This window comes from Fulvimonas yonginensis (assembly GCF_037137055.1).
GTDB classification, from domain to species: Bacteria; Pseudomonadota; Gammaproteobacteria; order Xanthomonadales; family Rhodanobacteraceae; genus Frateuria_A; species Frateuria_A yonginensis.
On record NZ_JBBBNY010000003.1, the window covers coordinates 278,549 to 305,394 of the forward strand.

Here is a 26,846-nt window from a genome sequence, read left to right on the forward strand (position 1 = left end):
GCTTGACCCGTATCATTTTCCGATCCGCCCGCAGGGATGCCGTGTGATGAAACCTTCCGGTTCGCGCGTATGAGCCGTCTGGCCTGGACGCTGTACAACGCGCTGCAGTTGCTTTTCACGCTGCTCTGGACCGCCGGCTGGATCTGCCTGGCGCTGCTGGTGCGCCTGCTCAGCGGCGGATGCCACTGGCCGCTGCGCATGGCTTCGCGCTGCTGGGCGCCGGGATTGCTGCACGGGGCCGGCGCGCGGCTGGAGGTCCACGGCCTGGAGCAGGTCGACTGGGCGCGCCCGCACGTGTTCGTCGCCAACCACCAGTCGATGATCGACATCTGCGCGTTGTTCCGCGCGCTGCCGGTACCGCTGCGCTTCGTGCTCAAGCAGGAGCTGGCGAAGGTGCCGTTCGTGGGCTGGTACGCCCGCGCGATGGGCATGGTGTTCATCGAGCGGTCCAGTGCGCGCAGCTCCGCGCGGCGGCTGCGCGCCGCCGCCGACCTGCTGCGCGCAGGCGCCAGCGTGTGCGCCTTTCCGGAAGGCACGCGCAGCCGCGACGGTCGCGTGGGCGCGTTCAAGGGCGGCGCTTTCCAGCTGGCGATCGAGGCCGGCGTGAGCGTGGTGCCGGTGGCGATCGAAGGCAGCGGCAGGGTGTTGCCCGCCGCGGGCTTCCGCGTGCGCCCGGGCCGCATCGTGGTGCGCATCGGCGAGCCGCTGCCGACCCGGGGAATGACGCCGCACGAGCGCAATGCGCTCGCCCAGCAGGCCCGCGCCGCCGTGGCGGCGCTGCTCGGGGAAGGCCGCGCTCAGTAGCGCAGCAGCGCGTGCAGCGGTGCCTCGCCCTGCCAGCGCGAGCGTCCCCGCAGGGCCGGCAGTTCGATCACCACGGCGGCCCCCACCAGGGCGACGTCCAGCCGGCCGAGCAGCGCCTGCGCTGCGGCCAGCGTGCCGCCGGTGGCCAGCACGTCGTCGACCAGCAACGCCCGTTCGCCCGGCTGCAGCGCGCCGGCGCGCACCTCCAGCCGGTCGTGGCCGTACTCCAGCGCGTAGTCCATGCCGACCACCGGTGGCGGCAGCTTGCCGGGCTTGCGCAGCGGCACGAAGCCGGCGTTGAGCTTCTGCGCCAGCGCCGCGCCGAAGATGAATCCGCGCGACTCGATCCCGCACACCGCATGCACGCCCTGGCCCAGCCAGGGCTCGGCGAGGGCGTCGATGCAGCGCGCAAAGGCCCCCGCATCGGCCAGCAAGGGCGTGACGTCGCGGAACACGACGCCCGGCTGCGGGAAGTCCGGTACGGCGCGGATCAGCGTTTCGAGCTCATGCATACGGTCCTCCGAGCTTGTTTGTCGGAGCGAGCTTGCTCGCGCTGCCTTTGGCCCAGATGCGAGCACACGAGCAAGGCACCCCGAGCATCGCGAGCAAGCCCGCTCCTAGGTTTTCGGCCTGGCGCGCCGCAGCGTGCCGAGCAGGATGCCGGCCAGGGCCAGGGCCAGGCCAAGCCAGTCGCTGCCGGCCGTGGGCCGACGGAACAGCAGCACGTCCAGCACGAACGCCAGCGCCGGCTGCAGCAACAGCAGCAGGCCCACCAGCGAGGCGGGCAGCTGCGGCATGGCGCGGACCATCAGCAGCCACGCCAGCACCTGGCCGAAGAAGCCCAGCGCCAGCAACGCGCTCCAGTTGCGCGCGCTGGCCAGGGCGAACGTGTCCCCCTCGCCCAGCCCCCACAGCAGGAGCAGCACCGCGCTCAGCAGGCTCATCAGCCCGAGGAACTGCGCCGCCGACAGCGCCGTGTGCCCGGACAGGGCGCGGCGGAAACTCAGCAGGTAGACGGTATAGGCCAGGCCGCTGGCCAGCCCCAGCCACACGCCCAGCCGGTGCTGCGCATCGAACAGGGACCAGTGCGCGCCCACCAGCAGCCACAGCCCGGCCAACGCCACCGCGATGCCGGGCAGGAACCCGCGGCCCAGCCGCTCGCGGTAGGCCAGCCAGCCGACCAGCGCCATCAGGAACACCTGGAAGTTGGTCAGCAAGGTGGCCACGCCCGGCCCCACCCACAGGATGCTGCGGTGCCAGAAGATCAGGTCCAGCGAGAAGCCCGCGGCGGGCAACAGGGCGAGGGCGACGTCGCGCCAGCCGACGTGCACCCAGCCCCGGCCCAGCGCGACCCAGGCCAGCAGCATCGTGCCACCGAACAGCATGCGGTAGAACGCCGACACGGTCGGCGCCACCTGCGCCAGCACCACGAAGATGCCGGTGCTGGACAGCAGCGCCGCGCCCAGCGCCATGCGGCCGATCGCCGCCGGCGGCGCCAGCGGCGTCGCGGACGCGAAAACGCGGGCGCTCACGGCGTGTCGGTCGCCAGCTGCGCGTCGCCGTCCCAGCCGCCGGCGGCGGCCCGGGCCTCGGCCAGTCGCGCCTGCACCCGCCGCACCACCGCGTCGGCCGGCTCGGCCGAGGATTCGGGCACCATCACCGCGACGTAGTCGATGGCCGGCAGCTGGCCGACCGCACCGGTCAGGTATTCGCCGGAGATGAACGCGGGGATCTCCTCGCGCTCCAGCGCATCCTTGACCAGATGGGCGTCGATCAGGCTTTCGGCTCGGTAGGCGATGCGCATGCGGCCACGCTACTGCGGGCCGGGCACAGCGGCAAGCCATCGGCCCGCGCCCGTACCGCGGTGCCGCGCGGGTTCGAAGGGCCGGTTGGCGCTCCGGCCTCTTCGAAAGGAGACCGGCTCCGGGGCGGAAGACGAGCCCGGAGCGCTGGGCAGCGGGCAACTCGGGGTAAACTCCCGGGTTTCCACCCCTGCCCGCCCCGAGCCGCACCGATGTCCAGCGAAAGTCCCGCCGCCGAAACCATCCCCAGCGCCGCCGCCGGCGAGCAGGTGCAACGGGACTTCGTGCGCCAGATCGTTCGCGAGGACCTGGCCTCCGGCAAGCACGCGGCGATCCGCACCCGCTTCCCGCCCGAGCCCAACGGCTACCTGCACATCGGCCATGCCAAGGCGATCTGCCTGAACTTCGGCATTGCGCGGGAGTTCGGCGGCTGGTGCAACCTGCGCCTGGACGACACCAACCCGGGCAAGGAAGACCCCGAGTTCGTCGAGGGCATCAAGGACGACGTACGCTGGCTGGGCTACGAGTGGCACGACCTGCGCCACGCCTCGGACTACTTCGAGGTGTTCTATCAGGCCGCGCTCAAGCTGATCCGCGACGGCAAGGCGTACGTGGACGATCTCTCCGCCGACGAGGTGCGCGAATACCGCGGCACGCTCACCGAGCCGGGCCGCAATTCGCCCTACCGCGACCGCTCGATCGAGGAGAACCTCGACCTGTTCCAGCGCATGCGCGCGGGCGAGTTCGCCGACGGCAGCAAGACGCTGCGCGCGAAGATCGACATGGCCTCGGGCAACATCAACTTGCGTGATCCGGCGCTCTACCGCATCCGCAGGATCGCTCACCAGAACACCGGGGACGCCTGGCCGATCTATCCGATGTACGACTTCGCGCACGCGCTGTCCGATGCGATGGAAGGCATCACGCATTCGCTGTGCACGCTGGAGTTCGAGGACCACCGCCCGCTCTACGACTGGTGCGTGGACAACGTCGACCTGCCTGCGCACCCGGATCTGTGGCAGTCGGTGGTCGAGGCCGGGCTCGAGGCCAGGCCCGCCAAGCCGCGCCAGATCGAGTTCTCGCGCCTGAACCTGTCCTACTGCATCACCAGCAAGCGCAAGCTCGCGCAGCTGGTCAACGAAGGCCTGGTCGACGGCTGGGACGACCCGCGCATGAACACCCTGCGCGGCCTGCGCCGGCGCGGCTTCACGCCGGCCGGCCTGCGCCTGCTGATCGAGCGCCTGGGCGTCAGCAAGCAGAACAGCGTGATCGACTACGCGATCCTGGAGAACTGCGTGCGCGAGGACCTGGACGCCACCGCGCCGCGGCGCATGGCCGTGCTGGATCCGCTCAAGCTGACCGTCACCAACCTGCCGGGCAGCCACGAGGAGACGCTCCTCTTCGCCAACCATCCGAAGGACGAGAGCTTCGGCACGCGCGAGGTGCCATTCTCCAGCACCGTGTGGATCGAGCGCGACGACTTCGCCGAGGTGCCGCCCAAGGGATTCAAGCGCCTGGTGCCGGGAGGCGAGGTGCGCCTGCGCGGCGTGGGCATCGTCAGGTGCGACGAGGTGGTGAAGGACGCGGCGGGCGACATCGTCGAGCTGCGCTGCACGCTCGATCCGGACTCGCGCGCGGGACTCCCGGGCGCCGACCGCAAGGTCAAGGGCACCATCCACTGGGTCAGCGCCCGCCACGCGGTGGCCGCCGAGGTGCGCCTCTACGACCGCCTGTTCAACGTGCCGGCGCCGGACGACGAGAGCGACGGCAAGAGCTGGATCGAACACGTCAACCCCGACGCCAAGCGCGTGGGCCGAGGCTGGCTGGAGCCGGCGGCGGCGCACGCCGAGCCGGAGCAGCGCTTCCAGTTCGAGCGGCTGGGTTATTTCGTTGCCGACCGTATCGACCACCGCCCGGACGCGCCGGTGTTCAACCGCACGGTGACCCTGCGCGACACCTGGGCCAGGCAGGCGTGAGCGCCTGATGCTGCTTCCCCTGCAACTGCATCTCACCCTGCCGCCCTGGGTCGGCGAGGTGGCGGACACCAGCAAGCGCTACCTCGGCGACGAGGAGCGCGTGGGCCTGGCCATCGAACTGGCGCGCCAGAACGTGGCGCGCAGCCACGGCGGGCCGTTCGGCGCGGCCGTGTTCCACGAGGACGGACGGCTGGTGTCGGTCGGCATCAACCGCGTCGTGCCACAGGCCTGCTCGGTCGCGCACGCCGAGATGATGGCCTACATGCTGGCCCAGCAGCGGCTGGCGAGCTTCCGCCTCAACGCGCCCGGCAACGGCCGCTTCATCCTGGCCACCAGCGCGCAGCCCTGCTGCCAGTGCTACGGCGCCACCGTCTGGGCCGGCATCGACGAGCTATTGATCGGGGCGCGCGGCGAGGACGTCGAATCGCTCACCGCGTTCGACGAGGGTCCGCTGCCGGCCGACTGGGTGGCGCAGTTGGAGCGCCGCGGCATCGCCGTGCGTCGCGACATCCGCCGCGACGAGGCCCGCGCGGTGCTCGCCGAGTACGGCCAGAACGGGGCGCACTATTGAGCCGGCTGCGCGCCGCCCTGCCCCTGCTGCTGCTGATCGCGGCGGGCATCATGCTGTTCGCCTCCGGCGCGCTGGACCGCCTGCATCCCGAGCAGCTGGTCGCCCACCAGGATGAATTGCACGCCACCATCGCGAGCCACCCCTGGCTCAGCCGGCTGGCCTACATCGGGCTGCTGACGCTGGCGATGGCCACCGGCATCCCGGGCACGGTGATCATCATCTTCGCCGGCGGCTTCGCCTTCGGCGTGGTCGAGGGAACCGCCTATTCCTCGGTCGGGCTGACCCTGGGCTCGCTGATCCTGTTCCTGGCCAGCCGCTATGCCTTCGGCGCCGGCAGCCGGCACCCGCCGGCGCTGGTCGAGCGCCTGCACCACGGCTTCGAGCGCCACCCGGCCAGCTACACCCTGTTCCTGCGTTTCGTGCCGGTGGCGCCGTTCGGACTGATCACGGTCTGCCTGGCCTGGTTGCGCTGTCCGCTGTGGCTGTTCCTGGGCGCGACCTGGCTGGGCGGCACCGTGGCGCTGATCTTCGAGACCTCGATCGGCGCCGGCCTGGGTCATGCTCTGCAGGAAAGCGACCGCATCGGCCTGGGCCTGTTCCTGCACCGCGAGGTGCTGCTGCCGCTGGGTGCGATCGCGCTGCTGGCGCTGCTGCCGCTGCTGATCGGCCACTTCGTGCGTCGCCGGCGCACGGCGCACCGCGCCAGCGGCTAGCCGATCGGCATCCACTCCGAGGCCCCGCCGGGCTGCGTCACTGCGTCCTCGCGCCGGCTCGACGCCCTGCGGCTATGATGAATGTGAACCAGATCACATTTTCGTCACGCCGGGCGCCGAAGCGCGCCCGGCGTGGGGCAGCGACGGTGGCCGGATGGGCAGCAGGAACACGGGGTGCGCGGTGGCATGGGCGGCGGCGTTCCCCCTATGGGTATCGGCGCTGGGCCTCGGTCCGTTGCCGGCGTCGGCCGCCGCCAGCGCCAACCTGGCCGTCTCGACGAGCGTCCTGCGCAGCTGCAGGGTGAGCCTGGACCCGGCCCGTCCGGCGCCGCCGAGCCCGCTGTGCCAGGCGGGCGCGACGGCCCCGGTCGTCTCGGCTCGGGCCGGCCAGGACCTGCAGTACAGCGGCACCACCGATCCGGTGAGCGTCGTGCGGCAACCCGGCAGGGACGGCGCGCCGGACGTCTGGCGCGTGACCTTCTGAGCGCCCCGCCATCCGCGTCGCCGCCCCTCAGGCGGACACCGGCACGCCCAGCAGCGCCGGCAGTTCCCCCATCCGCGTGAACAGCCGATGCGCCCCCGCTTCGTGCAGGCGCGCCGGCGGCGTGCCGGCGGCGAAGCCGAGCACGGTCATGCCGGCGGCCACCCCGGCGGCGACGCCGGCCGGGCTGTCCTCGACCACCACGCAGGTCGCCGGTGCCACGCCCAGGCGCCGTGCGGCGTGCAGGAACAGGTCCGGGGCGGGCTTGCCCCGCGCCACCTCGACCGCGCTGAACACGCGGCCTTCGAAGCGCGGCAGCAGGCCGGTCTGGCGCAGGCTGAAACGCAGCTTATCGGGCGCGCCGTTGGAGGCCACGCAGTACGGCACCGCCAGTGCATCGAGCACCTGCGCCACGCCGGGTACGGGCAGGAGTTCGGCCGCCAGCGCGGCGAACAGGCGCCGGTCGTGCTCGTCCTCGAAATCCGCGGGCAAGGGGCGCCCGAGCCGCTCCGCGGCCAGCGCCAGGCAATGGGCCATGGTGCGCCCAACGAACAGCTCGAACATCTGCGCCTGGGTGAGGACCAGCCCCTGCTCGGCCAGCATCCGCGCGAACACGCGGTTGGCGATCGGCTCGCTGTCAACCAGCACGCCGTCGCAGTCGAAGATCACCAGGCCAGGCGGTTGCGCGCTCACGCGAACACCGGCTCGCAACGGACCTCGCAGCGTACCGAGTTGGCGAGGAAGCACGCCTCGTGCGCCTCATGGTGCAGTTGAAGAACCTGTTCGCGCGTGGGTACCGCCTCGCCGGAAAAGTCCACGCACGGCCGCAACACGACCTCGCGCATCACGGTACGGTTGCGCTCGTCCCGGCCCATGCTGCCGACCGCCGCGTCGCGGTAGCTGTCCACGCGGAATCCGCTGCGCGCGGCCAGGCTCAGGAACCACAGCATGTGGCAGCTCGCCAGCGCGGCGACGAAGGCTTCCTCCGGATCCGCCGCGGACGCGTCGGACATCGGCTCGGGCACCACGTCCGGCGAGGAGGACATGGCAAGGCCGACGCCGCCGTCGAAGCGCACGTGGTGGCGCCGGCTGTAGCGGTTGTCGGTGAACGGCTGGTCCCCGCGGGTCCAGAGCAGTTCGGCGGTGTGCTTGCCCATGTGCGTCTCCTTACGGCCGGCCCCGCCGGGCCGGGCCTCATACCCGCTTGCGGAAGTACAGCCAGGCCCCCAGTGCCAGCACGGCCGCCGGCAGCAGGTTGGCCGGCAGCGGCGGCACGCCGTAGATGGTGGCGAAGTTGACCAGCGCCTTCTGCAGGAAATACCAGCCGATCGCCAGCAGGATGCCGACGAAGATGCGCTTGCCCAGGCCGCCCGAGCGCAGCGCGCCGAACGCGAACGGCATCGCGCACAGCACCAGCACCAGGGTGTTGAACGGATACAGCACGCGGCCCCAGAAGGTCACCGCGTAGACGCCCGGGTTCTGCCCGTTGCGCTGCAGGTAGGTCATGTTGCGATGCAGGTCGCGCATCGGCAGGTACTGCGGCTGGATGATCGACTGTTCCAGCACGCGCGGGTTGAGCTGCGAATCCCAGCGCTGCTGCGCGGTGCTGGTCGAGTGCGTGCCGGTGGCGTCCAGCGTGGTACTGCGCACGTCCTTGAGGATCCACTCGCGGCCATCGTGCTCGGCCGTGCGCGCCCAGTCGAAGCGGGTGAGCTGGCCGTCCGGCGTCAGCGTGAACACGCGCACGTCGGCCAGCTGCACCACGTTGTGGCCCTGGACCTGGCGGATCAGCGTGCCCTTGGCGTTGACGATGCGGTTGCCGTCGCGCGCCCACAACCCGGTGTTGCCCGACAGGCCGAGGTTGTTCGCCTTCATCCGCAACTGGATGGCCTGGGCCTTCTGGTCGCCCCAGGGCGCGGCGGTCTCGCCCATCAGGGTGACGCCCACGACCAGCACGGCGACCACCCCCGCGGCGGAGGCGGCGATGCGCAGCCGCGACATGCCGGCGGCGCGCAGCGCGGTCAGCTCGCCGTTGCCGGCCAGGCTGCCCAGGCCCATCAGGCCGCCGATCACCGCCGCGAAGATGAAGTACTCGTAGAGCCGGCGTGGCACCGTCACCAGCACGTAGCTGACCGCGTCGAAGGTGGTGAAGCCGTTGCGCCCGACGAAGCCGAGCTGGCGCAGCAACTGGGTCACCACGTCGAAACCGGTCAGCACCAGCCAGGTGGTCAGCAGCGAGCCGAGCACCGTGACGCCGACCAGCCGGTCGACCCGCTTGATCGCCAGCCGCATCACGCCACCGCCTTGCGCGGACCGCGCGGCCTGCGCGGCGCGTACTGCTTCCAGAACAGCCAGGCGGCCAGCCCCAGCGCCAGCAGGTGCACGCCGAGCAGCGGCAGCGAGTTGGCCCAGTGGCCCTTGCCGATCTGCGCGCGACCCAGCGCCAGCAGCAGGTAGTAGAAGTAGAAGCCCAGCAGCGCCAGCAGGATGCGCCCGTAGCGCGGCTCGCGCGGGCTCTGCCGCGACAGCGGCAGGGCCAGCATCAGCAGCACGAAGGCCATCGGCGGGGCATGCACGCGCCAGGCGAACTCCGCACGCGCGTCGGGCGAGGCCGAGGTCGCCAGCACCCAGCTGCCCTGCGAGTGGGCGGGATCTTCGTCCTCGTCGGACTGCACGTCGGACAGGGCCACGTCGTTGCGCTGGTACTGCATGCGCCACCAGTCATCCCGGCCCAGCGGGATCTTGTATTGCCAGCCATCGTGCAGGGCCATGAAGCGGCCTTCGCCGTTGCTTTCCTGGTACAGCTGCCCGCCCGCCGCGGTGACCAGCTTGAGCTGGCGGGTGCCGTCCTTGTCCACGCTTTCGGTGGCGACGAAGGTCTTGCCCAGCACGCTGCCGTCGCGGCTCAGCGAATCGACGAAGATGATCCCGCCCTTGCCGGGCAGCTCGGTGAAGCGGCCGGCGTCCAGGCCGGCCGCGATGACCGAGCGGTTGGCCTCGGCCACCAGCGCGTCGGCGGTGCGTACCGCCCACGGCCCCAGCCACAGCGACACCAGGCCGGTGACCAGCACGATCACGCCGGCCAGCAGCGCCACCGGCTTGAGCAGTCCGCGCGGCCCCATGCCGGAGGAGGCCAGCACGTGCATCTCGCTCTCGCGGTACATGCGCCCCAGCGCCATCATCACGCCGAGGAAGCCGGCCAGCGGCAGCAGGTTGGTCAGCCCGTCCAGCGTGCGCAGGCCCAGCACCGGGAACATCACGCTGGCCGGGAAGCTGCCGCCGGCCACCTGCTGCAGCACCTTGGCGAAGGTGGTGCCGGTGATGATCGCCAAGAGCACGATGGTGGTGGCCGCCACGGTCTGGGCCAGCTCGCGCAGGAAGTATCGGTCGAGGATGCTCAGCATGCGATAGGATGGGAAGTCTCGCACCGGCTCCGGCGCCAAAAGCGCAAGTCTAGCCGGTCCGTCCCCGTTTCGACTCGCAGGACCCCATCCGATGACGCTCCAGTTCAGCCTGGTTCCCGCCAGTACCTCCCCCGAAACCGTCGACACGCCCTGCCTGGTGGTGGGCGTCTACGAGAACGGCCTGCTCACCAGCGCCGCGGCGCGGGTGGATGGCGCCAGCGAGGGAGCGATCAAGCGCCAGGTCGAAAGCGGCGACATCAATGGCAAGGCCGGCACCGCCACGGTGCTCTACGCGCCACCCGGCATCGCCGCCCGCCGCGTGCTGGTGGTGGGCCTGGGCGCGCAGAAGGGCTTCGACGCGGCGCGCTTCCAGAAGATCTGCCTGGAGGCCACCCGCGCGCTGGGCAAGCTGCCGGTGGACGCAGCGGTGTCGTTCCTCACCGAGGCGGACGTGCCCGGCCGCGACGCCGGCTGGCGCGTGCGTACCGCGGCGCTGGCCGCCGATCACGCGGCCTACCGCTACACCGCCACCTTCAAGCCGCGCGAGAAGAACGGGCTGTCGGAACTGAAAGCGGTCGCCTTCGCCGCCGGCGAGGAGGCGCAGGCGGGCCTGGCCCAGGCGGCCGCCATCGCCGAGGGTGTGCGCTTCGCCCGCGAGCTGGCCAATCTGCCGCCCAACATCTGCAACCCGGCCTACATCGCCGCGCAGGCGCAGGCCTTCGCCGAGGCCAACGACCAGGTCGCCTGCCGCGTGCTCGACCACGAGGAGATGGAAAGGCTCGGCTTCGGCTCGCTGCTGGCGGTCGCCCGCGGCTCGGCCAACAAGCCCAAGCTGGTGGCGCTCGAATACAAGGGCGGCGCGGACGGCGCCAAGCCCTACGCCCTGGTCGGCAAGGGCATCACCTTCGACACCGGCGGCATCAGCATCAAGCCGGGCCCGGGCATGGAGGAAATGAAGTTCGACATGGGCGGCGCCGCCGGTGTGCTCGGCGCCTTCGTGGCGGCGGTGAAGATGGGCCTGCCGATCAACCTGGTGTGCGTGGTGCCGGCGGTGGAGAACATGCCTGACGGCGACAGCTACCGCCCCAGCGACGTGCTCACCAGCCTGTCGGGCCTGACCATCGAGGTGCTCAACACCGATGCCGAGGGCCGGCTGATCCTGTGCGACGCGCTGACCTGGACCGCGCAGACCTACCAGCCGCACACCATCGTCGACGCCGCCACGCTGACCGGCGCCTGCGTGATCGCGCTGGGCAAGCACGCCAGCGGCCTGATGAGCAAGCACGACGACCTCGCCGCCGAGCTGCTCGCCGCCGGCGAGGCCACCCTCGACCGCGCCTGGCGCCTGCCACTGTGGGACGACTACCAGGCGCAGCTCGAATCGGGCTTCGCCGACGTCGCCAACATCGGCGGCAAGAACGCCGGCGCGATCACCGCCGGCTGTTTCCTCGCGCGCTTCACTGAAGGCCAGCGCTGGGCCCACCTGGACGTCGCCGGCACCGCCTGGGACGAGGGCCGCAAGGGCCTGGCCACCGGTCGTCCGGTGCCGCTGCTGGCGCAGTGGCTGATCGACCGGGCCGGCTGAGCCCCGACCGCCGGCGCCGTTCGCGCGGCGCCGGATCTCCCGCCTTGCTGCCGAGTCCGAGTCGACCATGCCCCGCGCCGACTTCTACCTGATCGACAAGCCGCGCTTTCGCGAGCAGCCACTGCTGCTGGTATGCGAGCTGGCGCGTCGCGCCTACGCCGCGCAGCAGCCGACGCTGATCCTCACGCGCGATTTCGAGCAGGCCGAGGCCCTCGACGAATTGCTGTGGGATTTCGACCCGGACGCCTACATCCCGCACCAGCTCGCCGGCGACGACGACGACGCGCACACCGCCGTGCTGATCGTGCCGCCCGGCATCGACACGCCCGACCGCCCGCTGCTGATCAATCTGCGCGAAAGCTGTCCCGACGGCCGCTTCGAGCGCGTGCTCGAGGTGGTCGCCGCCGATCCCGACGAGCGCACCGGCTCGCGCGAACGCTGGCGCGAGTACCAGCAGCGCGGCTTCCAGCTCGCCAAGTTCGACATGTAGGAGCGCGCTTGCTCGCGATGCCTTTGCCTGGGTGCATGAGCCGGGAGCATCGCGAGCAGGCACGCTTCTACGGGTGGTTCGCTAGGTCAGGTCGACGACTTCGCGGGCGTCCCCCTCGGCCTCCGGCACCAGTTCGGCGAACAGCTCGGCCAGTTGCTCGCCGGTGAACGGCTTGCGCAGGAAGGCGTCCATGCCGGCGTCGCGCGCACGGGCCTCCTCGTCGCCGCCGGAGCGCGCGGTCACCGCCACGATCGGCAGGCGCTGGCCCGGCTCCTCGCGCTGGCGGATCAGCCGGGCGATCTGGAAGCCGTCCACGCCCGGCAGATCCAGGTCCAGCAGCAGCACGTCGAACGGCGACTGCGCCAGTTCCGCCAGCGCGCCCAGGCCGTTGGCCACGTAGCACACGCGATGCTGCCGGCGCTCGAGCAGGCCGCGGATCACCGCAGCGACGATCGCGTCGTCCTCCACCAGCAGCACGTGCAGGGCGCGCCCGGTCGGCGCATGCGCGCCGGGGCCGGTGGCTGCGGCGCCTTCGGGCTGCGGCAGCGGCAGGCGCACGCGGAAGGTGCTGCCGCGGGTCAGCCGCGATTCCAGCTCGATGCTGCCGCCCATGATGCCGACCAGCTCGCGGCAGATCGCCAGGCCCAGGCCGCTGCCGGCGCGCCGCTGCGGCCCGTCGACCTGTTCGAAGCGCTGGAACAGGCGCGCCTGGGCTGCCTCCGGGATGCCGGGACCGGTGTCGGCCACGCTGAACACCAGACCGCCGGGGCAGCGTGCCGCGCACAGCGTGACGCCGCCGCGTTCGGTGAACTTCAGTGCGTTGTGGGTGAGGTTGAGCAGCACCTGCTTGATCCGTACCGCGTCGCCCACCACCCGCGGCGGAAGGTCGTCGGCCAGTTCCACCGTGAAGCCCAGGTGCTTGGCCTGCGCATGGCCCAATTGCAGTTGCGCCACGTCGTCGACCAGCTGGCGCGGATCGAACGGCGCCGGCTCCAACTCGAGCCGACCGGCCTCGATGCGTGCCAGGTCCAGCGCATCGTTGAGCAGCTTGAGCAGCATGCCGCCGGAGCGCTGCATGGCCAGCGCGTAGTCGCGCTGGTCGGAGCGCAGCGGCGTGGCCAGCAGCAGCTCGGCCATGCCCATCACGCCGGTCATCGGCGTGCGGATCTCGTGGCTCAGGGTGGCCAGGAACTGCGTCTTGGCCGCGCTCGCCTCTTCGGCGAGGGAGCGTTGCTGCTCGGCCAGGGCGATGCGGTGGCGTTGCGCCAGGCGGCGGCGCCACACCCACATCACCAGCCACACGGCCAGCGCCAGCGTGGCGGCATAGGTCAGCCACGCCCACCAGCGCGCCCACGGCGGCGCCTCGACGTGGATGCGCAGTGGCGTGGCCAGATGCGCCCAGGCGCCGCCGGCGCCGGCGGCCATCACGTGCAGGGTGTAGTCGCCCGCGCCCAGTCCGGCGAACTCGCGCTCGCCGCGGCCGTCGACATCCACCCAGCCGCTGTCGAAGCCATCCAGGCGGAAGCGGTAGCGGTTGGCCGCGGGGTTGACGTAGGAGAACACCCGCGCCTCCACGCCGAGCTCGCGGTCCCGCCAGTCCACCTCCACCGGGCCAGGGCCCAGCGGCAGGTCGGTGAGTTCGCCGTGGCGGCGCACGCGCACCCGGGTCAGCGCCAGTTGCGGCACGGCGGCCTGCTCGCAGATGCGATCGGGGTTGAACGCGACCACGCCGCCCAGGCTGGCGGCATAGATGGTGCCGTCGGGCATCAGCGCGTAGCCGCGCGAGAACTCCGCATTGCTCAGGCCGTCCTGCAGGCCGAACGCCCGGAACCGCCCGCTCTGCGGATCGAAGCGCCACAGGCCGTCGTTGCCGAAGATCCACACGCGCCCCTGCGCATCCACCCGCATGTCGACCACGCCCACCGAGGGCCAGCCCTGCGCCATGTCGACCCGCCGTACCAGCGCCAGGCCGTCGCCGTGGTAGCGGTATTGCTCCAGCCCGTCCGGCGTGGCCAGCCACAGGCCGTCGGGGGAAAAGCTGAAGGCCTCGACCGAAACGCCGTTGGGACCGCCCGGCACCGGCTCGAAGAAACGGTGCGTGGGGTCCAGCCGCATCAGGCCGCCCTCGCTGGCGTAGAAGAACACGCCGCGGTCGCTCAGGGTCATCTGCGAGCCCCACAGCATCTTGTCGTCGGCGTGGCGCATCGGTACCGGGGTCACCGCCAGCGTGTCGGGGTCGACCCGGAACAGGCCTTCGCCGAAGGTGCGCACGTACAGGCGGTGGTCGGGGCCGGGCTCCACTTCCAGCGGATGGCGCAGGTACCGGCCCTCGGGGTCGACGCGTTCGGCCCGTGCACCCTCGGTACGGTAGAGCGCGCCCTGCACCGCGACCCACAGCCGCCCGCCGTCGCCCTCGGTCATGCCGACCACGTCGCCGCGCAGCCCCGACAGTACGTGATCGACCGCGCCGGTGGACGGATCGAGCCGGTCGACCCGGCCGCCGCGCTCGCCCACCCAGACGTGACGGCCGTCGCGACCGCGCGCCATGGTGGTGGCCACCGAATCGCGCAGGCTGGTGGGCTCGTCCGGCACGTGCGTGTAGCGGCTGAAGCTGTACCAGGCCGGGGAGAGGTAGGCCACGCCGCCGTCGAGCATGGTCACCCATAGGCCCCCTTCGCGGTCGACGTAGAGCTGCCAGACCCAGGTGCCCGGCAGGTTGCCGTAGAGCACCGGCCGGTCCATCACCGGCACTACCGGGCCGTCGCGCCGCTGCTGCAGGAACAGGCCGCGCTGCGTGCCGATCCACAGCCGCCCGTCGCGGTCGCGGGTGCTCACCATCACGTTGGTGTCGGGCAACGCATCCCGGGCGAAACGGCGGGCCACGTCGTCGGGCCCCACCACCACCAGCCCACGCACGGTGGCGATGCGCACCTCGTCGCCGATGCCGTTGATGCGCCAGGCATCCAGCGGCTGGGTCGGATCCTCCGACCGGATGCGTTTCATGGAGCCGTCCGGTTCGCGCCGGAACAGGCCGTGGGAACTGCCGATCCACAGCCGGTCGCGCGGATCGACGTACAGCGCGGCGACCTCGCCGAAATCGGCCGGCTGCGGCCCCAACAGCGGGTTGACGACGTGTTCGAAGCGGCCGTCCGCGCGCATCCGGTCCAGCCCGTAGCGGGTACCTACCCACAGACTGCCGTCGGCGGTCTGCGCCAGGGCCCACACCTTTTCGCTGACCAGGCTGTGCGGATCGGCCGGGTCGTGTCCCCAGTGCCGGAAGGTGCCGCTGGTCGCGTCGAACAGGTTCAGGCCCGCGTCCAGGCCCGCGGCCCACAGGCGGCCGTGGTGATCGACCAGCAGCGAGGAAATGCCGTTGCCGTAGAGCGATCCCGGATCCCCGGCCACGTGCCGGTAGACCTTGAACTCGATGCCGTCGAAGCGCGCGATGCCGTTCTTGGTGCCGAACCACATGGTGCCATCCGGCGCCTGCACCACGGTGTAGACCAGGCTGCTGGGCAGGCCGTTGGCGCTGCCGTAGCGGCGGAACTGCGGGGTCGGCAGTGCACCGGTCGGGGCGGCGCCGGCGCCGGCGGAAGCGGAAGCCGGAACGCCGGCAGCTCCGGGCGCTCCCAGCAGCAAGCCAACGCCCAGCAGCAAAGCGGACACCATGAGCTTCCCCTACATGCCTGAAGGCCGGTGCAGCCCCGTACGCCTTCATGCGGTCGGCAAACCACCTTTTCCCCTTCACGGGATGATGCCAAAAGCACCACCCAGCCGCGACCGTCGAAGATGTACTAATCTTAGTACATGGCTCTCACCCCCACCCGCCAGGCCCTGCTCGACTACCTGCGCCGGCACCTCGCCGAGCACGGCTACCCGCCCTCGCAACTGGAGATCGCCGCGGCGCTGGGCCTGAAGCAGAACCGCTCCGCACGGCTGCACCTGGAGGCGCTGGAACGCGAGGGCTACCTCGAACGGGTGCCCGGCCAGGCGCGCGGCATCCGCCTGCGCCAGCCTCCGCCGCCGCAGGCCCTGCAGGTGCCGTTGCTCGGCCGGGTCGCCGCCGGCCGGCCGATCGGCTCGGAGGCCGAAGTCCGCCGCGAGGTCGCGCTCGATCCTTCGCTGTTCCGCCTCAGGCCGGACTACCTGCTGGAGGTGGTGGGCGAGTCGATGCTGCTGGACGGCATCCTCCCCGGCGACCTGATCGGCGTGCATCGCACCCCGGAGGCACACCACGGCCAGACGGTGGTGGCGCGCCTGGAAGGCGAGTTCACCGTCAAGCGGCTCGAACGCAAGGACGGGCGCATCCGCCTGCTGCCGCGCAACCCGGCCTACGCCCCGATCGAGGTGGACCCGCGCGCCACCGACTTCGCCATCGAGGGCCTGTTCGCCGGTCTGGTACGGCCCGGATGAGCGCCCGATCCCGCCGGATCCGCTCCCTCCGGGGAGAGGGCTGGGGTGAGCGGCCGAGGCTGGCCTCGCCCTTCATTCGAAGCGCCTTCGCTGTTCCATTTGCATGAGTACCGTCATCGCCCTCGACAGCCTGCTCGACGCCCGCCGCCTCTGGCGCGGCCAGCCGCAGGCGCGCCCGCCCTCGCGCCAGCCCACCGGCTTTCCCATGCTGGACGCCGCGCTGCCCAGCGGCGGCTGGCCCGAAGCCGCCTTGAGCGAGGTGCTGCTGCCGCTGGACGGCGTCGGCGAACTCGCCCTGCTGTGGCCCGCACTGGCGCGCCTGACGCAGGCCGGCGGCCTGGTCGCGCTGGTCGCCCCGCCCTACCTGCCCTTCCCTGCCGCCTGGGCCGGCGCCGGCGTGCGGCTGGATCGTCTGCAGGTGGTACGCGCCGAGCCGCGCGACGCGGCCTGGGCAACCGAGCAATGCCTGCGCTCGGCCGCCTGCGCCGCCGTGCTGTGCTGGCCGCAGCAGGCCGACGACCGCACCCTGCGCCGCCTGCAGCTGGCGGCGGAAGCGGGCCAGTGCCTGGGCTTCGCCATGCGTCCCGCGGCCGCGGCGGCACAGGCCTCGCCGGCCGCCCTGCGGCTCGTGCTCGAGGCGCGGCCACCGCGGCTGCGCGTGCTCAAGTGCCGCGGCGGCAACCCGCCGGCACAGCCGCTGCCCTGGCCGCTGCCGGCCGGCGTGTCCCCCGCGGTTCGGGGCCCGCACGGGGCCGCGGACCTGGCCTGAGGCACGCGCGATGCTGTGGGCCTGCATCCTGTTGCCGCAACTCGCGCTCGACGGCGTGCTGCGTCGGCTCGCGGCGCCGGATCAGCCGCTGGCGCTGATCGACGGCCCGGTACAGCGGCGCGTGCTGCGCGCGGTCAACCCCGCGGCGAAGGCGGCGGGCCTGCGTGCCGGGCTGCCGCTGGCCACCGCGCAGGCGATCTGCGCGCGCTTCGCCGCGGTCGAGCATGATCCGGCCGAGACCGCGCGCTGGCACGACTTCCTCGCCGCCTGGGCCTACCGCTACGGCGCGCAGGTCAGCCGGCAGCTGCCCGCCTCGCTGCTGGTCGAGGTGGAGGCGAGCTTCCGCCTGTTCGGCCCGTGGCCGCGGATGGAGCGGCTGATGCGCGAGGAACTCACCGCGCTCGGCTTCCGCCACCGCATCGCGCTGGCGCCCAACCCGTGGGCTGCGCGCGCGCTGGCCGGCGTGCACGACGGGCTGGCGATCACCCACGAGGCACCGCTCAGGCAGGCCCTCGGCCAACTGCCGGTGGAGCGCGCGGGCCTGCCGCCCGAGGCCGCCGCCAGCCTGCGCCGCATGGGCCTGCGCCGGCTCGCCCAGGTCTATGCGCTGCCGCGCGCGGCGCTGGGCCGGCGCGTGGGCAGCGACACCCTCGACCAGCTCGATCGCCTCACCGGCGCGCTGGCCACGCCGCTCGCCTGCTACCAGCCACCGGATCACTTCGAATCGCGCGTCGAATTCGACTACGAGGTCGGCGCCACCGGCCAGCTGCTGTTCCCGCTGCGCCGCATGACCGGCGACCTGGCTGCCTATCTTGCCGGCCGCGACGGCGGCGTGCAGCGCTTCGTGCTGCGGCTGGAGCACGAGCGCGGCGCCGCCACCGAGGTGCCGGTCGGCCTGCTCGCTCCCGAGCGCGACGCGGCCATGCTGTTCGAGCTCGCCCGCGGCCGGCTCGACCCGGTGCAGCTGGCCGCGCCGGTGCGCGTGCTGCGGCTGATCGCACGCGAACTGCCACCCTTCATGCCGGCCGGCCGCGACCTGTTCGACGCGCGCCCGCAACAGGCGGTGCCATGGGAGCAATTGCGCGAACGCCTGCGCGCGCGCCTGGGCGATGATGCCGTGCACGGCCTGGCGATGCATGCCGACCACCGCCCCGAACGCGCCTGGCGTGACCACGGCGACAGCGCCGACGTCCCGCCATCGCCCCGTCCCGGCTGGCTGCTGCCGCAACCGGTCCCGTTGCGCGAGCGCGAGCTGCACGTCCTGGCCGGTCCCGAGCGCATCGAGAGCGGCTGGTGGGACGGCGACGTGCGCCGCGACTACTACGTGGTCGAAACCGCCGCCGGGCAGCGCGCCTGGGCGTTCTGCCCGCTCGGCGAACGCGAGGGTTTCATGCTGCACGGGTGGTTCGCATGAGCACGTCACGCCCGGCCCCGCCCTCCCGGCGATGCCATGTGGGAGCGCGCTTGCCCGCGATGCACTTGTGGCGTCGGAACGAAAAGGCATCGCGAGCAAGCTCGCTCCTACCGCGATGGTGGAGAGTGAACGCGTGAACCTCCCCGCCTACGCCGAACTCCACTGCCTCTCCGCCTTCAGCTTCCAGCGCGGCGCCTCGCTGGCGATCGAGCTGTTCGAACGCGCGAAACAGCAGGGTTACGGCGCCCTCGCGATCACCGACGAATGCACCCTGGCCGGGATCGTGCGCGCGCTGGAAGCCTCGCGCGAGACGGGCGTCAAGCTCATCGTCGGTAGTGAGTTCCGATTCGAAGGCGGCCCCAAATGCGTGCTGCTGGTCGAAAACCAGCAAGGCTACGCACGGCTGTGCCAGCTCATCACCGCCGCTCGCCGGCGCGCACCGAAAGGCGGCTACGAAGCGTTACGCGAGGATCTCGCCACCACCGACGGCCTGCTCGCGCTGTGGCTACCCGCCACGGCACCCGACGAGACCGAGGGCGCATGGTTGAAGGAGCGCTTCCCCGGCCGCTGCTGGCTGGCCGTCGAACTGCACCGCGGCCCCGACGACGACGCGCGCCTGGCCGAACTGCGCAGCCTCGGCGAACGCCTGGCGCTGCCGCAGGTCGCCGCCGGCGACGTGCACATGCATGTGCGCGCCCGCCGCCCGCTGCAGGACGTGATGACCGCGATCCGCCACCACACCACCGTGGCGCGGGCCGGCCATCGCCTGTTCCCCAACGGCGAACGCCATCTGCGCACGCGCCGCGCGCTCGCGGCCATCTATCCGCCCGAGTTGCTGGCCGAGAGCGTGGCGATCGCGCAGCGCTGTACGTTCCGGCTGGAGGAGCTCGAGTACACCTACCCGCACGAGCTGGTACCCGAAGGCCACACGCCGACCACCTGGCTGCGCCAGCTGGTCGAGGAAGGCATGCGCTGGCGCTGGCCGGACGGGGTGCCTGCGAAAGAGCGCCAGCAGATCGAACAGGAACTGGCTCTTGTCCGGACCAAGAAGTACGAGTCCTACTTCCTCACCGTGCACGACATCGTGCGCTTCGCGCGCTCGAAGCAGATCCTCTGCCAGGGTCGCGGCTCGGCGGCCAACTCGCTGGTCTGCTACGCGCTCGGTATCACCGAAGCCGATCCGGCAACGAGCAACCTGCTCTTCGAACGCTTCATCTCGGCCGACCGCGACGAACCGCCGGACATCGACGTCGACTTCGAGCACGAGCGCCGCGAAGAGGTGCTGCAGTACGTGTTCGACCGCTACGGCCGCGACCGCGCCGCGCTCACCGCGGTGGCGACCGAGTACCGTGGCCGCGGCGCGGTCCGTGACGTGGCACGCGCGCTGGGCATGTCGCCGGAGCTGGCCGGCGAGCTGTCCGCCACGCTCGACCGCTGGAGCGGCGAGGTGCCGCCGTCGGACCGCCTGCGCGAGCGCGGCTTCGATCCGGACACCCCGCTGATACGCCAGGTCCTCGCGCTCACCGCGCAACTGATCGGCTTTCCCCGCCACCTCTCCCAGCACCCCGGCGGCTTCGTCATTTCCGAGCATCCGCTCTCGACGCTGGTGCCGGTGGAGAACACCGCGATGGACGGCCGCACGGTGATCCAGTGGAACAAGGACGACCTGGACACCCTTGGCATGCTCAAGGTCGACTGCCTCGCGCTGGGCATGCTCACGGCGGTGCGCAAGACCTTCGACCTGCTGCGCGGGCACGGCCGCGGCGCGTACACCATTGCCGGCATCAACAAGGATCACAAGGACGACGAGGCCACCTACGACATGATCAGCCGCGCCGACACCATCGGCGTGTTCCAGATCGAGTCGCGCGCGCAGATGGCGATGCTGCCGCGCCTCAAGCCGCGCAAGTTCTACGACCTGGTGATCGAGGTGGCGATCGTGCGCCCCGGCCCGATCCAGGGCGACATGGTGCATCCGTACCTGCGCCGGCGAAACGGCGAGGAGCCGGTCGACTACCCCTCCGAGAAACTGAAGGGCGTTCTCGAACGCACCCTGGGCGTCCCGCTGTTCCAGGAGCAGGTGATGCAGATCGCCATGGTCGCCGCCGACTTCAACGGCAGCCAGGCCGACGCCCTGCGCCGCTCGATGGCCGCCTGGAAACGCCACGGCGGCCTGGAACCGCATCGCGATAAGCTGCTCGCCGGCATGCTGAAGAACGGCTACTCGCGCGAGTTCGCCGAGCACCTGTTCGAGCAGATCAAGGGCTTCGGAAGCTACGGCTTCCCGGAATCGCACGCGGCGAGCTTCGCCTTGCTCGCCTACGTGAGCAGCTGGCTGAAATGCCACGAGCCGGCGGCGTTCGCCTGCGCGCTGATCAACTCCGCGCCGATGGGCTTCTACTCGCCCGACCAGTTGCTGCAGGACGCGCGCCGCCATGGCGTGCGCACGCTGCCCATCGACGTGCGGCACAGCGACTGGGACTGCACGCTGGAACCCGAGCGCGATGCGCGCCTGCAGCCGGCGATCCGCATGGGGCTGCGGCTGATCCGCGGCTTCTCGGAAACGACCGCGAAAGCCATCGTGGCCGCCCGCAGGGAACGCCCGTTCGCCGACGTGGCCGATCTCTGCGCCCGCGCACGCCTCGACCGCCGCGCCCAGGCTCTGCTCGCCGACGCCGGCGCGCTGCGCGCGCTGGCCGGCCATCGCCACCGCGCGCGCTGGGCGATCGCCGGGGTGGAGCCGCAGCTGCCGCTGTTCCCCGGCGCCACGCCCGAGACCGAAACGGTCGCGCTGCCGCTGCCCACCCGCGGCGAGGACCTGCACGCCGACTACGCGCTCACCGGCACCACGCTGGGCCCGCACCCCCTGCGCCTGCTGCGCGCGCGGTTGCGCGCACGGCACTTCCGCGCCTCCAACGAGCTGGCCGCACTGCCCACCGGCCGCCCGGTGCGCGTGGCGGGCATCGTCACCCTGCGCCAGCAGCCGCAGACCTCCAGTGGCGTGGTGTTCCTGACCCTCGAGGACGAGCACGGCCTCACCAACGTGGTGATCTGGCGCCGGGTCGTGCTGCGGCAGCGCCGCGTGCTGCTCGCCTCGCGGCTGCTCGCGGTGGAAGGGCACCTGGAAAGCCAGCACGGCGTGCAGCACCTGATCGCGCACACGCTGGAGGATCTGACGCCGATGCTGGGGGAACTGGACGTACGGTCGCGGGATTTCCACTAGGGCCGGGCAAGACCGGTGCTACCCCAGCCCTTCCAGCGCCTCCGCCACCGCCCGCAGGTCCGCCACCAGCTCCGCGAACGCCTGGTGCCGCCGCGCCTCCTCCGGCATGCGCAGCACCGCCGAGGGATGCCAGGTCGCCAGCCCCCGCACCCTTTCGCCCAGCGGCCGCCACGCGCCACGCTCGCGCGTGATGCGAAAGGCGTTGCCGAACATGGTCTGTGCCGCCATCGCGCCCAGGCCCACCACCAGCCTCGGCTGCACCCGCAGCAGTTCGGCCGCCAGCCACATGCGGCAGGCGGCCTGCTCGGCGGCATTGGCCCGCTTGTGCAGCTTGGCGGTGCCGCGGGCCTCGTACTTGAAATGCTTGACCGTGTTGGTGAGATAGAGCATCGCGCGGTCCAGCCCGGCCTCGCCCAGCGCGCGGTCGAGCAGTTGCCCGGCCGGACCCACGAAGGGCACGCCCTCGCGGTCCTCGTGCAGCCCGGGCTGCTCTCCGATCAGCATCACCCTCGCCGTCGCCGGCCCCTCGCCGAACACGGTCTGCGTGCCGTAGCGCCACAGCGGGCAGGCATGGCAGTCGCGCGCCTTGCGCCGCAAGGTGGTGAGCGTACCGGCGGGAACTTCGTCGACCGGCTTGGCCAACGGGACGCCGAAGGGATGGCTGGAAGCGCGCGTGGGCATGGCGGGCGGACGCTAGCGTCGAGGGGGTGAACCCGCCGGCAAGGCTCGAGCCCAGGGCACGATCAGAGCGAACGCAGGAAGGCTTCCAGCAGCGCACCACGGTACTTCTGCCTGTGCAGCAGCAGCGACAGCATGCGCCTGAGGTCCAGGAACGGCGTCTTCAATGCCTTGAGCCGGCCGGTGGCCAGCGCATCGACCAGCGCCACCTCGGGCAGGCAGGCGATGCCCAGGCCCGCGGCGACGGCCTGCTTGATCGCCTCGACCTGGTCCAGCTCCAGCACCGTCTCGCCGGGCGGCAACTGGGCCAGCACGCGCTCGGTGGTGGCCCGCGTGGCCGAGCCCGGCTCACGCAGGACCCAGCGGGCGCCGGCAAAGTCGACCGGCTTGAGGCCGCGCTTGCGGGCGAGCGGATGGTCCGGCGCCGCGCACACGCACAGGCGATCCTCGCGCCAGGGCCTGAGCTCCAGTTGCGGGTGCGCCACCGGGCCCTCGACGCAGCCCAGGTCGAGCGCATGGTCCAGCAGCATCGCCGCGATGGCGTGGGTGTTGGCCACGCGCAGGCGGATCGCCACCCGCGGCTGTGCGCGCACGAACGCGCCCAGCAGCTCGCCCACCAGGTAGTTGCCCACGGTGTTGCTGGCGCCGATGCGCAGCTCGCCCGCCAGGGCCTGCGCGTCCCCCTGCCCGAACCGGGCGAGTTCCGCGTGGCGCTCCAGCAGCTCCTGGGCGCGCGGCAGCAGCTCGCGCCCGCGTGCGTTGAGATGCAGCCGGCCACGCTCGCGGTCGAACAGCGGCGCGCCGAGCTGCCGCTCCAGCTCGGCCAGCGCCATGCTGGCGGCCGGCTGGGTCAGGTGCACGCGCTCGGCGGCCGCGCGCAGGCTGCCGTGCAGCGCGGTCTGCACGAACACGTCGAGCTGGCGGGGGGTGATGTTGAGCATTCAGTTCATCTTATAGCAGCCATCAGATATACAAAGTTCTGCTGATGGCCCTGCGTAGGGACAATGGGTGCCTCCCGACCCTCCGGACGATCGATGAACGCCGTCGCCGCCACGCCCGCCCCCACCCTGTCCGCCCGCCTGCCGGGCCTGGGCCTCGCGCTGGCCCTCGCGCTGGCGGCGCTGTGGCTGGGGCGGCTGGCGCCGCTGGTCGGCGGACCGGTGATCGGCATCGTGCTCGGCATCCTGGTGCGCAACCTGGCCGCGCCCGGCGCGCGCTTCGCGCCCGGCATCCAGTTCGCCGGCAAGCAGGTGCTGCAGTGGTCGATCATCGCGCTCGGCTTCGGTCTCAGCCTCGACCAGGTGGCGAAGACCGGGCTGGAGTCGCTATCGGTCACGCTGGTCACCATGAGCGCGGCGTTCGTGGCCGCCTGGGGCCTGGGCCGGCTGCTCGGCGTGCACGACCAGCTCAAGGTGCTGATCGGCGTGGGCACCGCGATCTGCGGCGGCTCGGCGATCGCGGCGGTGACGCCGATCATCAGGCCCGACGAGCACGATACCGCCTTCGCGATCTCCACCATCTTCCTGTTCAACCTGGTGGCGGTGCTGCTGTTCCCGCTGCTGGGGCACCTGATGAACCTGTCCGACCTGGGCTTCGGACTGTGGGCAGGCACCGCGATCAACGACACCTCCTCGGTGGTCGCGGCCGGCTACAGCTACAGCCACGCGGCCGGCGACTACGCCACCATCGTCAAGCTGACCCGTGCCACGCTGATCATTCCCGTGTGCATCACGCTGGCGGTGATGGTGGCCTTGCGCGAGAAGAAGAAGGGCGCGGCGGATTTCAGCCTCCGGCGCATCTTCCCGTGGTTCATCCTGTGGTTCCTGGTCGCTTCGGCGGTGCGCACGGCCGGCCTGGTGCCGACGGCGATCCAGCCGGCAATCCACGCCGCGGCGGAGTTCCTGATCATCGTCGCGCTCACCGCGATCGGCCTGTCGGCCAACCTGCGCCGGATGGTCGCCAGCGGGCCGCGGCCGATCCTGCTGGGGCTCGGCGTGTGGGTGGCGGTGGCGGTGAGCAGCCTGCTGGTGCAACTGGCGATCGGCCGGCTCTGAGAGGCTGCCGCAACGGCATGCCCGTGCAGGCGCGAGCTTGCTGCGATGCCCTTGGCCGGGTACGGATCCCAAGGATCGCGAGCAAGCTCGCTCCTATGAGTTCGGGTGGGGACGACCTTGCTCGGCGAGCGTCAGCGCGACCTTGTCGCGCAGGTACACGGGCAGGGCCTGCTCGGGCGGCACGGCACGGCCCGCCTGGTACTCTCGCACGGCCAGTTCGGCGACGTGGCGGGCCTGCGGATAGCGCTCGCCGTCGGCGTGCTGCAACTTGCCGGTGAGATACCCGCGCAGGACGTCGGCGTAGGTGGTCCAGCCGCTGCCGACCACGGCCCAGGCCGGGGCTTCGGGCAACGTCAGGGCCTCCGGTGCGCAGACGCGCTCCGCGTCCAGCGCCACCAGCCCGCCGGTCCCGTCGCGACGGTAGCAGGCGGCATAGATCTCGCCCATGCGCGCGTCGATCACGGCGAGGATGGACGTCTCGTCCTCCGGCGCCTCCAGCGCCAGCGCCGCAAGCGAGGACACCGGCACCACCGGGCGGTCGAGCGCCAGCGCCATGCCCTGCGCCAGCGCCACGCCCAGGCGCACGCCGGTGAACGCGCCGGGGCCGCGGCCGACCGCGATCGCATCGAGCGCGTGCTTGCCCAGGCCCGCCTCGGCGAGCAGCGCGGCGGCCATCGGCAGGGCGAGCTCGGCGTGGCGGCGCGGCGCCAGTTCGCTGCGCGCGATGACTTGTTCGCCGTGCACGAGGGCGACGGAGCAGGCTTCGGTGCTGGTTTCGATCGCGAGCAGGTTCATGCGCGGGATTCTCGCACGGTCCGCGCACGCTCCTCCCTCCCTGCGTGGCGGTGTCGATTCGCGGATACTCCGCGCGTCGTCATGGCGGCGCCGGCGTACCGGCGGCCTTCCCCTGTCGACGTTCCCCGAAAGGAGCTCCCGCTTTGAACATGCCCACCCCTTCTCCCTCCACGCCACGCGACGGCCGCTGGCTGGCCCTCACCGTGCTCTGCCTTGGCGTCCTGATGATCGTGCTGGACACCACCATCGTGAACGTGGCGCTGCCCTCGATCCGCGCGGACCTGGGCTTTTCCGAGGCCACGCTGGCCTGGGTGGTGAACGCCTACGTGCTCACCTACGGCGGCTTCCTGCTGCTGGGCGGGCGGCTGGGCGACCTGTTCGGCCACCGCCGGCTGTTCCTGCTCGGGCTGGTGCTGTTCACCCTGGCCTCGCTGGCCTGCGGGCTGGCCAGCTCGCGCGAGTGGCTGGTGGTGGCGCGCGGCATCCAGGGCCTGGGGGGCGCGGTGGTCACCGCGGTGGCGCTGTCGCTGATCATGGACCTGTTCACCGAGCCGGCCGAACGCGCCAAGGCGATGGGCGTGTACGGCTTCGTCTGCGCCGGCGGCGGCAGTGTGGGCGTGCTGCTCGGCGGCCTGCTGGTGAGCACGCTGAGCTGGCACTGGGTGTTCCTGGTCAACCTGCCGATCGGCCTGGCGGTGGCCGTCGCCTCGCTGCGCCTGCTGCCGGCGGTGCACGGCAGCAGCGACATGCGTCACCTGGACGTCGGCGGCGCGGTCAGCGTCACCGCGGCACTGATCCTGGCCGTGTACGCCATCGTCGGCGGCAACGAGGCCGGCTGGCTGTCCGCGCGCACGCTCGGCATGCTGGCCGGCGCGGCGGTGCTGTTCGTGCTGTTCCTCGCCATCGAGGCGCGCGTGCGCGCGCCGCTGGTGCCGCTGCAGCTGTTCCGCCTGCGCAACCTGGCGATCGCCAACATGGTCGGCGTGCTGTGGGCCGGCGCGATGTTCGCCTGGTTCTTCCTCTCCGCGCTGTACCTGCAGCTGGTGCTCGGCTACGGGCCGATGCAGGTGGGCCTGGCCTTCCTGCCCGGCAACCTGGTGATGGCCGCCTGCTCGCTGGGGCTCTCGGCGCGCATCGTGATGCGCTTCGGCATCCGCCGTCCGCTCGCCGGCGGGCTGCTGGTGGCGGCGCTCGGCCTGGCGCTGTTCGCGCGCGCGCCGGCCGACGGCCAGTTCCTGCTCGACGTGCTGCCGGGCATGGTGCTGCTCGGGCTGGGTGCGGGGATCGCCTTCAACCCGGTGCTGCTGGCCGCGATGAACGACGTCGAGCCGCGCGATTCTGGGCTGGCCTCGGGCGTCGTCAACACCGCCTTCATGATGGGCGGCGCGCTGGGCCTGGCGATCCTCGCCAGCCTCGCCGCCGCGCGTACCGGCGCGCTGCTGGAGGCCGGTGTCGCCGGCACGGTGGCGCTCAACGGCGGCTACCGGGTGGCGTTCCTGGTCGGCACCGGCTTCGCGCTGCTGGCCGCTGCGCTCGGCGGGCTGCTGTTGCGTCCGCGCATGGCCACCGCGACGGCGACGGAGCCGGCACTGCCGTAGCCTGCGGCCTCGGTGGGCGGCGCAACGCCGCCCGCCCCACGCGTCCGCGCCGATCGAGCCACGGGCGCCGTCACGG

Annotated in this window: 24 protein-coding genes; 13 read left to right on the plus strand and 11 right to left on the minus strand. The window is 71.9% G+C overall.

The features are described from left to right. Positions 1-69: 69 nt before the first annotated feature. On the plus strand, positions 70-804 hold the full coding sequence (locus tag WAT24_RS07205; protein ID WP_336807153.1) for a lysophospholipid acyltransferase family protein: 735 nt from the start codon (positions 70-72) through the stop codon (positions 802-804). Here the strand turns inward: WAT24_RS07205 and WAT24_RS07210 are convergent. The 3 genes from WAT24_RS07210 to WAT24_RS07220 all read right to left on the minus strand — a co-directional run bounded on the left by WAT24_RS07210 (position 798) and on the right by WAT24_RS07220 (position 2,608). After that, positions 798-1,316 (minus strand): adenine phosphoribosyltransferase, encoded by a 519-nt coding sequence (locus WAT24_RS07210; RefSeq protein WP_336807154.1) that lies wholly within the window; start codon positions 1,314-1,316, stop codon positions 798-800. The two genes, WAT24_RS07205 and WAT24_RS07210, sit on opposite strands and share 7 nt — an antisense overlap. Positions 1,317-1,421: 105 nt before the next feature. Continuing rightward, positions 1,422-2,336: a DMT family transporter gene (locus tag WAT24_RS07215; protein ID WP_336807155.1), complete on the minus strand. Its 915-nt coding sequence runs from the start codon at positions 2,334-2,336 to the stop codon at positions 1,422-1,424. Beyond that, positions 2,333-2,608 (minus strand): putative signal transducing protein, encoded by a 276-nt coding sequence (locus WAT24_RS07220; protein ID WP_336807156.1) that lies wholly within the window; start codon positions 2,606-2,608, stop codon positions 2,333-2,335. The genes WAT24_RS07215 and WAT24_RS07220 overlap by 4 nt, the downstream gene beginning before the upstream one ends. Before the next feature lie 210 nt (positions 2,609-2,818). Here WAT24_RS07220 and WAT24_RS07225 point away from each other — a divergent pair, with 210 nt between their 5' ends. From WAT24_RS07225 to WAT24_RS07240, 4 genes are all read left to right on the plus strand, one after another. Next, complete coding sequence (locus tag WAT24_RS07225) at positions 2,819-4,582, plus strand: glutamine--tRNA ligase/YqeY domain fusion protein (protein WP_336807157.1); 1,764 nt, start codon at positions 2,819-2,821, stop codon at positions 4,580-4,582. 10 nt (positions 4,583-4,592) lie between these two features. Continuing rightward, positions 4,593-5,153, plus strand: coding sequence for a nucleoside deaminase (locus tag WAT24_RS07230; RefSeq protein WP_336807238.1), 561 nt, complete (start codon positions 4,593-4,595; stop codon positions 5,151-5,153). Next, entirely contained in the window at positions 5,150-5,866 is a 717-nt protein-coding gene (locus WAT24_RS07235; protein WP_336807158.1) for a TVP38/TMEM64 family protein, read from the plus strand. Before WAT24_RS07230 ends, WAT24_RS07235 begins: the two co-directional genes overlap by 4 nt. A 301-nt stretch (positions 5,867-6,167) precedes the next feature. Next, positions 6,168-6,350: a hypothetical protein gene (locus WAT24_RS07240; RefSeq protein ID WP_336807159.1), complete on the plus strand. Its 183-nt coding sequence runs from the start codon at positions 6,168-6,170 to the stop codon at positions 6,348-6,350. A gap of 27 nt (positions 6,351-6,377) precedes the next feature. Here WAT24_RS07240 and WAT24_RS07245 read toward each other — a convergent pair whose 3' ends face one another. Genes WAT24_RS07245 through lptF form a run of 4 tightly spaced genes read right to left on the minus strand, consistent with a single transcriptional unit; the run spans position 6,378 to position 9,751 of the window. Beyond that, the gene (locus WAT24_RS07245; RefSeq protein WP_336807160.1) at positions 6,378-7,040 is read right to left on the minus strand and encodes an HAD family hydrolase; all 663 of its coding nucleotides are present in this window, start codon (positions 7,038-7,040) and stop codon (positions 6,378-6,380) included. Next, positions 7,037-7,504, minus strand: coding sequence for an OsmC family protein (locus WAT24_RS07250; RefSeq protein WP_336807161.1), 468 nt, complete (start codon positions 7,502-7,504; stop codon positions 7,037-7,039). Before WAT24_RS07250 ends, WAT24_RS07245 begins: the two co-directional genes overlap by 4 nt. A gap of 37 nt (positions 7,505-7,541) precedes the next feature. Further along, the gene (lptG, locus tag WAT24_RS07255; protein ID WP_336807162.1) at positions 7,542-8,639 is read right to left on the minus strand and encodes an LPS export ABC transporter permease LptG; all 1,098 of its coding nucleotides are present in this window, start codon (positions 8,637-8,639) and stop codon (positions 7,542-7,544) included. Continuing rightward, the gene (gene lptF / locus WAT24_RS07260) at positions 8,639-9,751 is read right to left on the minus strand and encodes an LPS export ABC transporter permease LptF (RefSeq protein WP_336807163.1); all 1,113 of its coding nucleotides are present in this window, start codon (positions 9,749-9,751) and stop codon (positions 8,639-8,641) included. The genes lptG and lptF overlap by 1 nt, the downstream gene beginning before the upstream one ends. 91 nt (positions 9,752-9,842) lie before the next feature. Here lptF and WAT24_RS07265 point away from each other — a divergent pair, with 91 nt between their 5' ends. Both WAT24_RS07265 and WAT24_RS07270 read left to right on the plus strand, forming a co-directional pair. Further along, positions 9,843-11,336: a leucyl aminopeptidase gene (locus WAT24_RS07265; RefSeq protein ID WP_336807164.1), complete on the plus strand. Its 1,494-nt coding sequence runs from the start codon at positions 9,843-9,845 to the stop codon at positions 11,334-11,336. Between the two features lie 67 nt (positions 11,337-11,403). Then, positions 11,404-11,826: a DNA polymerase III subunit chi gene (locus WAT24_RS07270; protein WP_336807165.1), complete on the plus strand. Its 423-nt coding sequence runs from the start codon at positions 11,404-11,406 to the stop codon at positions 11,824-11,826. 81 nt (positions 11,827-11,907) lie between these two features. Here the strand turns inward: WAT24_RS07270 and WAT24_RS07275 are convergent, their stop codons facing one another. Beyond that, the gene (locus WAT24_RS07275) at positions 11,908-15,495 is read right to left on the minus strand and encodes a hybrid sensor histidine kinase/response regulator (RefSeq protein ID WP_336807167.1); all 3,588 of its coding nucleotides are present in this window, start codon (positions 15,493-15,495) and stop codon (positions 11,908-11,910) included. A 138-nt stretch (positions 15,496-15,633) separates the two neighbouring features. On the opposite strand from WAT24_RS07275, the gene lexA reads away from it, so the two are divergent. From lexA to WAT24_RS07295, 4 genes are all read left to right on the plus strand, one after another. Continuing rightward, the gene (gene lexA, locus WAT24_RS07280) at positions 15,634-16,239 is read left to right on the plus strand and encodes a transcriptional repressor LexA (protein WP_336807168.1); all 606 of its coding nucleotides are present in this window, start codon (positions 15,634-15,636) and stop codon (positions 16,237-16,239) included. A gap of 103 nt (positions 16,240-16,342) precedes the next feature. Beyond that, positions 16,343-17,008 carry a translesion DNA synthesis-associated protein ImuA gene (gene imuA, locus WAT24_RS07285; protein WP_336807169.1) on the plus strand — a complete coding sequence of 222 codons (666 nt, stop codon included), beginning with the start codon at positions 16,343-16,345 and terminating at the stop codon, positions 17,006-17,008. Positions 17,009-17,018: 10 nt separating this feature from the next. Next, complete coding sequence (locus WAT24_RS07290; protein WP_336807170.1) at positions 17,019-18,422, plus strand: Y-family DNA polymerase; 1,404 nt, start codon at positions 17,019-17,021, stop codon at positions 18,420-18,422. Positions 18,423-18,537: 115 nt separating this feature from the next. Next, positions 18,538-21,645: an error-prone DNA polymerase gene (locus WAT24_RS07295; protein WP_336807239.1), complete on the plus strand. Its 3,108-nt coding sequence runs from the start codon at positions 18,538-18,540 to the stop codon at positions 21,643-21,645. A gap of 18 nt (positions 21,646-21,663) precedes the next feature. Here the strand turns inward: WAT24_RS07295 and WAT24_RS07300 are convergent, their stop codons facing one another. Further along, positions 21,664-22,326: a UdgX family uracil-DNA binding protein gene (locus WAT24_RS07300; protein WP_336807171.1), complete on the minus strand. Its 663-nt coding sequence runs from the start codon at positions 22,324-22,326 to the stop codon at positions 21,664-21,666. Positions 22,327-22,388: 62 nt separating this feature from the next. Further along, positions 22,389-23,264, minus strand: coding sequence for a LysR substrate-binding domain-containing protein (locus tag WAT24_RS07305; protein ID WP_336807172.1), 876 nt, complete (start codon positions 23,262-23,264; stop codon positions 22,389-22,391). Positions 23,265-23,357: 93 nt separating this feature from the next. Between WAT24_RS07305 and WAT24_RS07310 the strand changes: the two genes are divergently transcribed. Beyond that, the gene (locus tag WAT24_RS07310; protein WP_336807173.1) at positions 23,358-24,377 is read left to right on the plus strand and encodes a YeiH family protein; all 1,020 of its coding nucleotides are present in this window, start codon (positions 23,358-23,360) and stop codon (positions 24,375-24,377) included. Positions 24,378-24,470: 93 nt separating this feature from the next. Here the strand turns inward: WAT24_RS07310 and tsaB are convergent, their stop codons facing one another. Then, entirely contained in the window at positions 24,471-25,172 is a 702-nt protein-coding gene (gene tsaB / locus WAT24_RS07315; RefSeq protein WP_336807174.1) for a tRNA (adenosine(37)-N6)-threonylcarbamoyltransferase complex dimerization subunit type 1 TsaB, read from the minus strand. A 149-nt stretch (positions 25,173-25,321) separates the two neighbouring features. Here tsaB and WAT24_RS07320 point away from each other — a divergent pair, with 149 nt between their 5' ends. Next, on the plus strand, positions 25,322-26,770 hold the full coding sequence (locus WAT24_RS07320) for a DHA2 family efflux MFS transporter permease subunit (protein WP_336807175.1): 1,449 nt from the start codon (positions 25,322-25,324) through the stop codon (positions 26,768-26,770). Positions 26,771-26,846 lie beyond the last annotated feature (76 nt).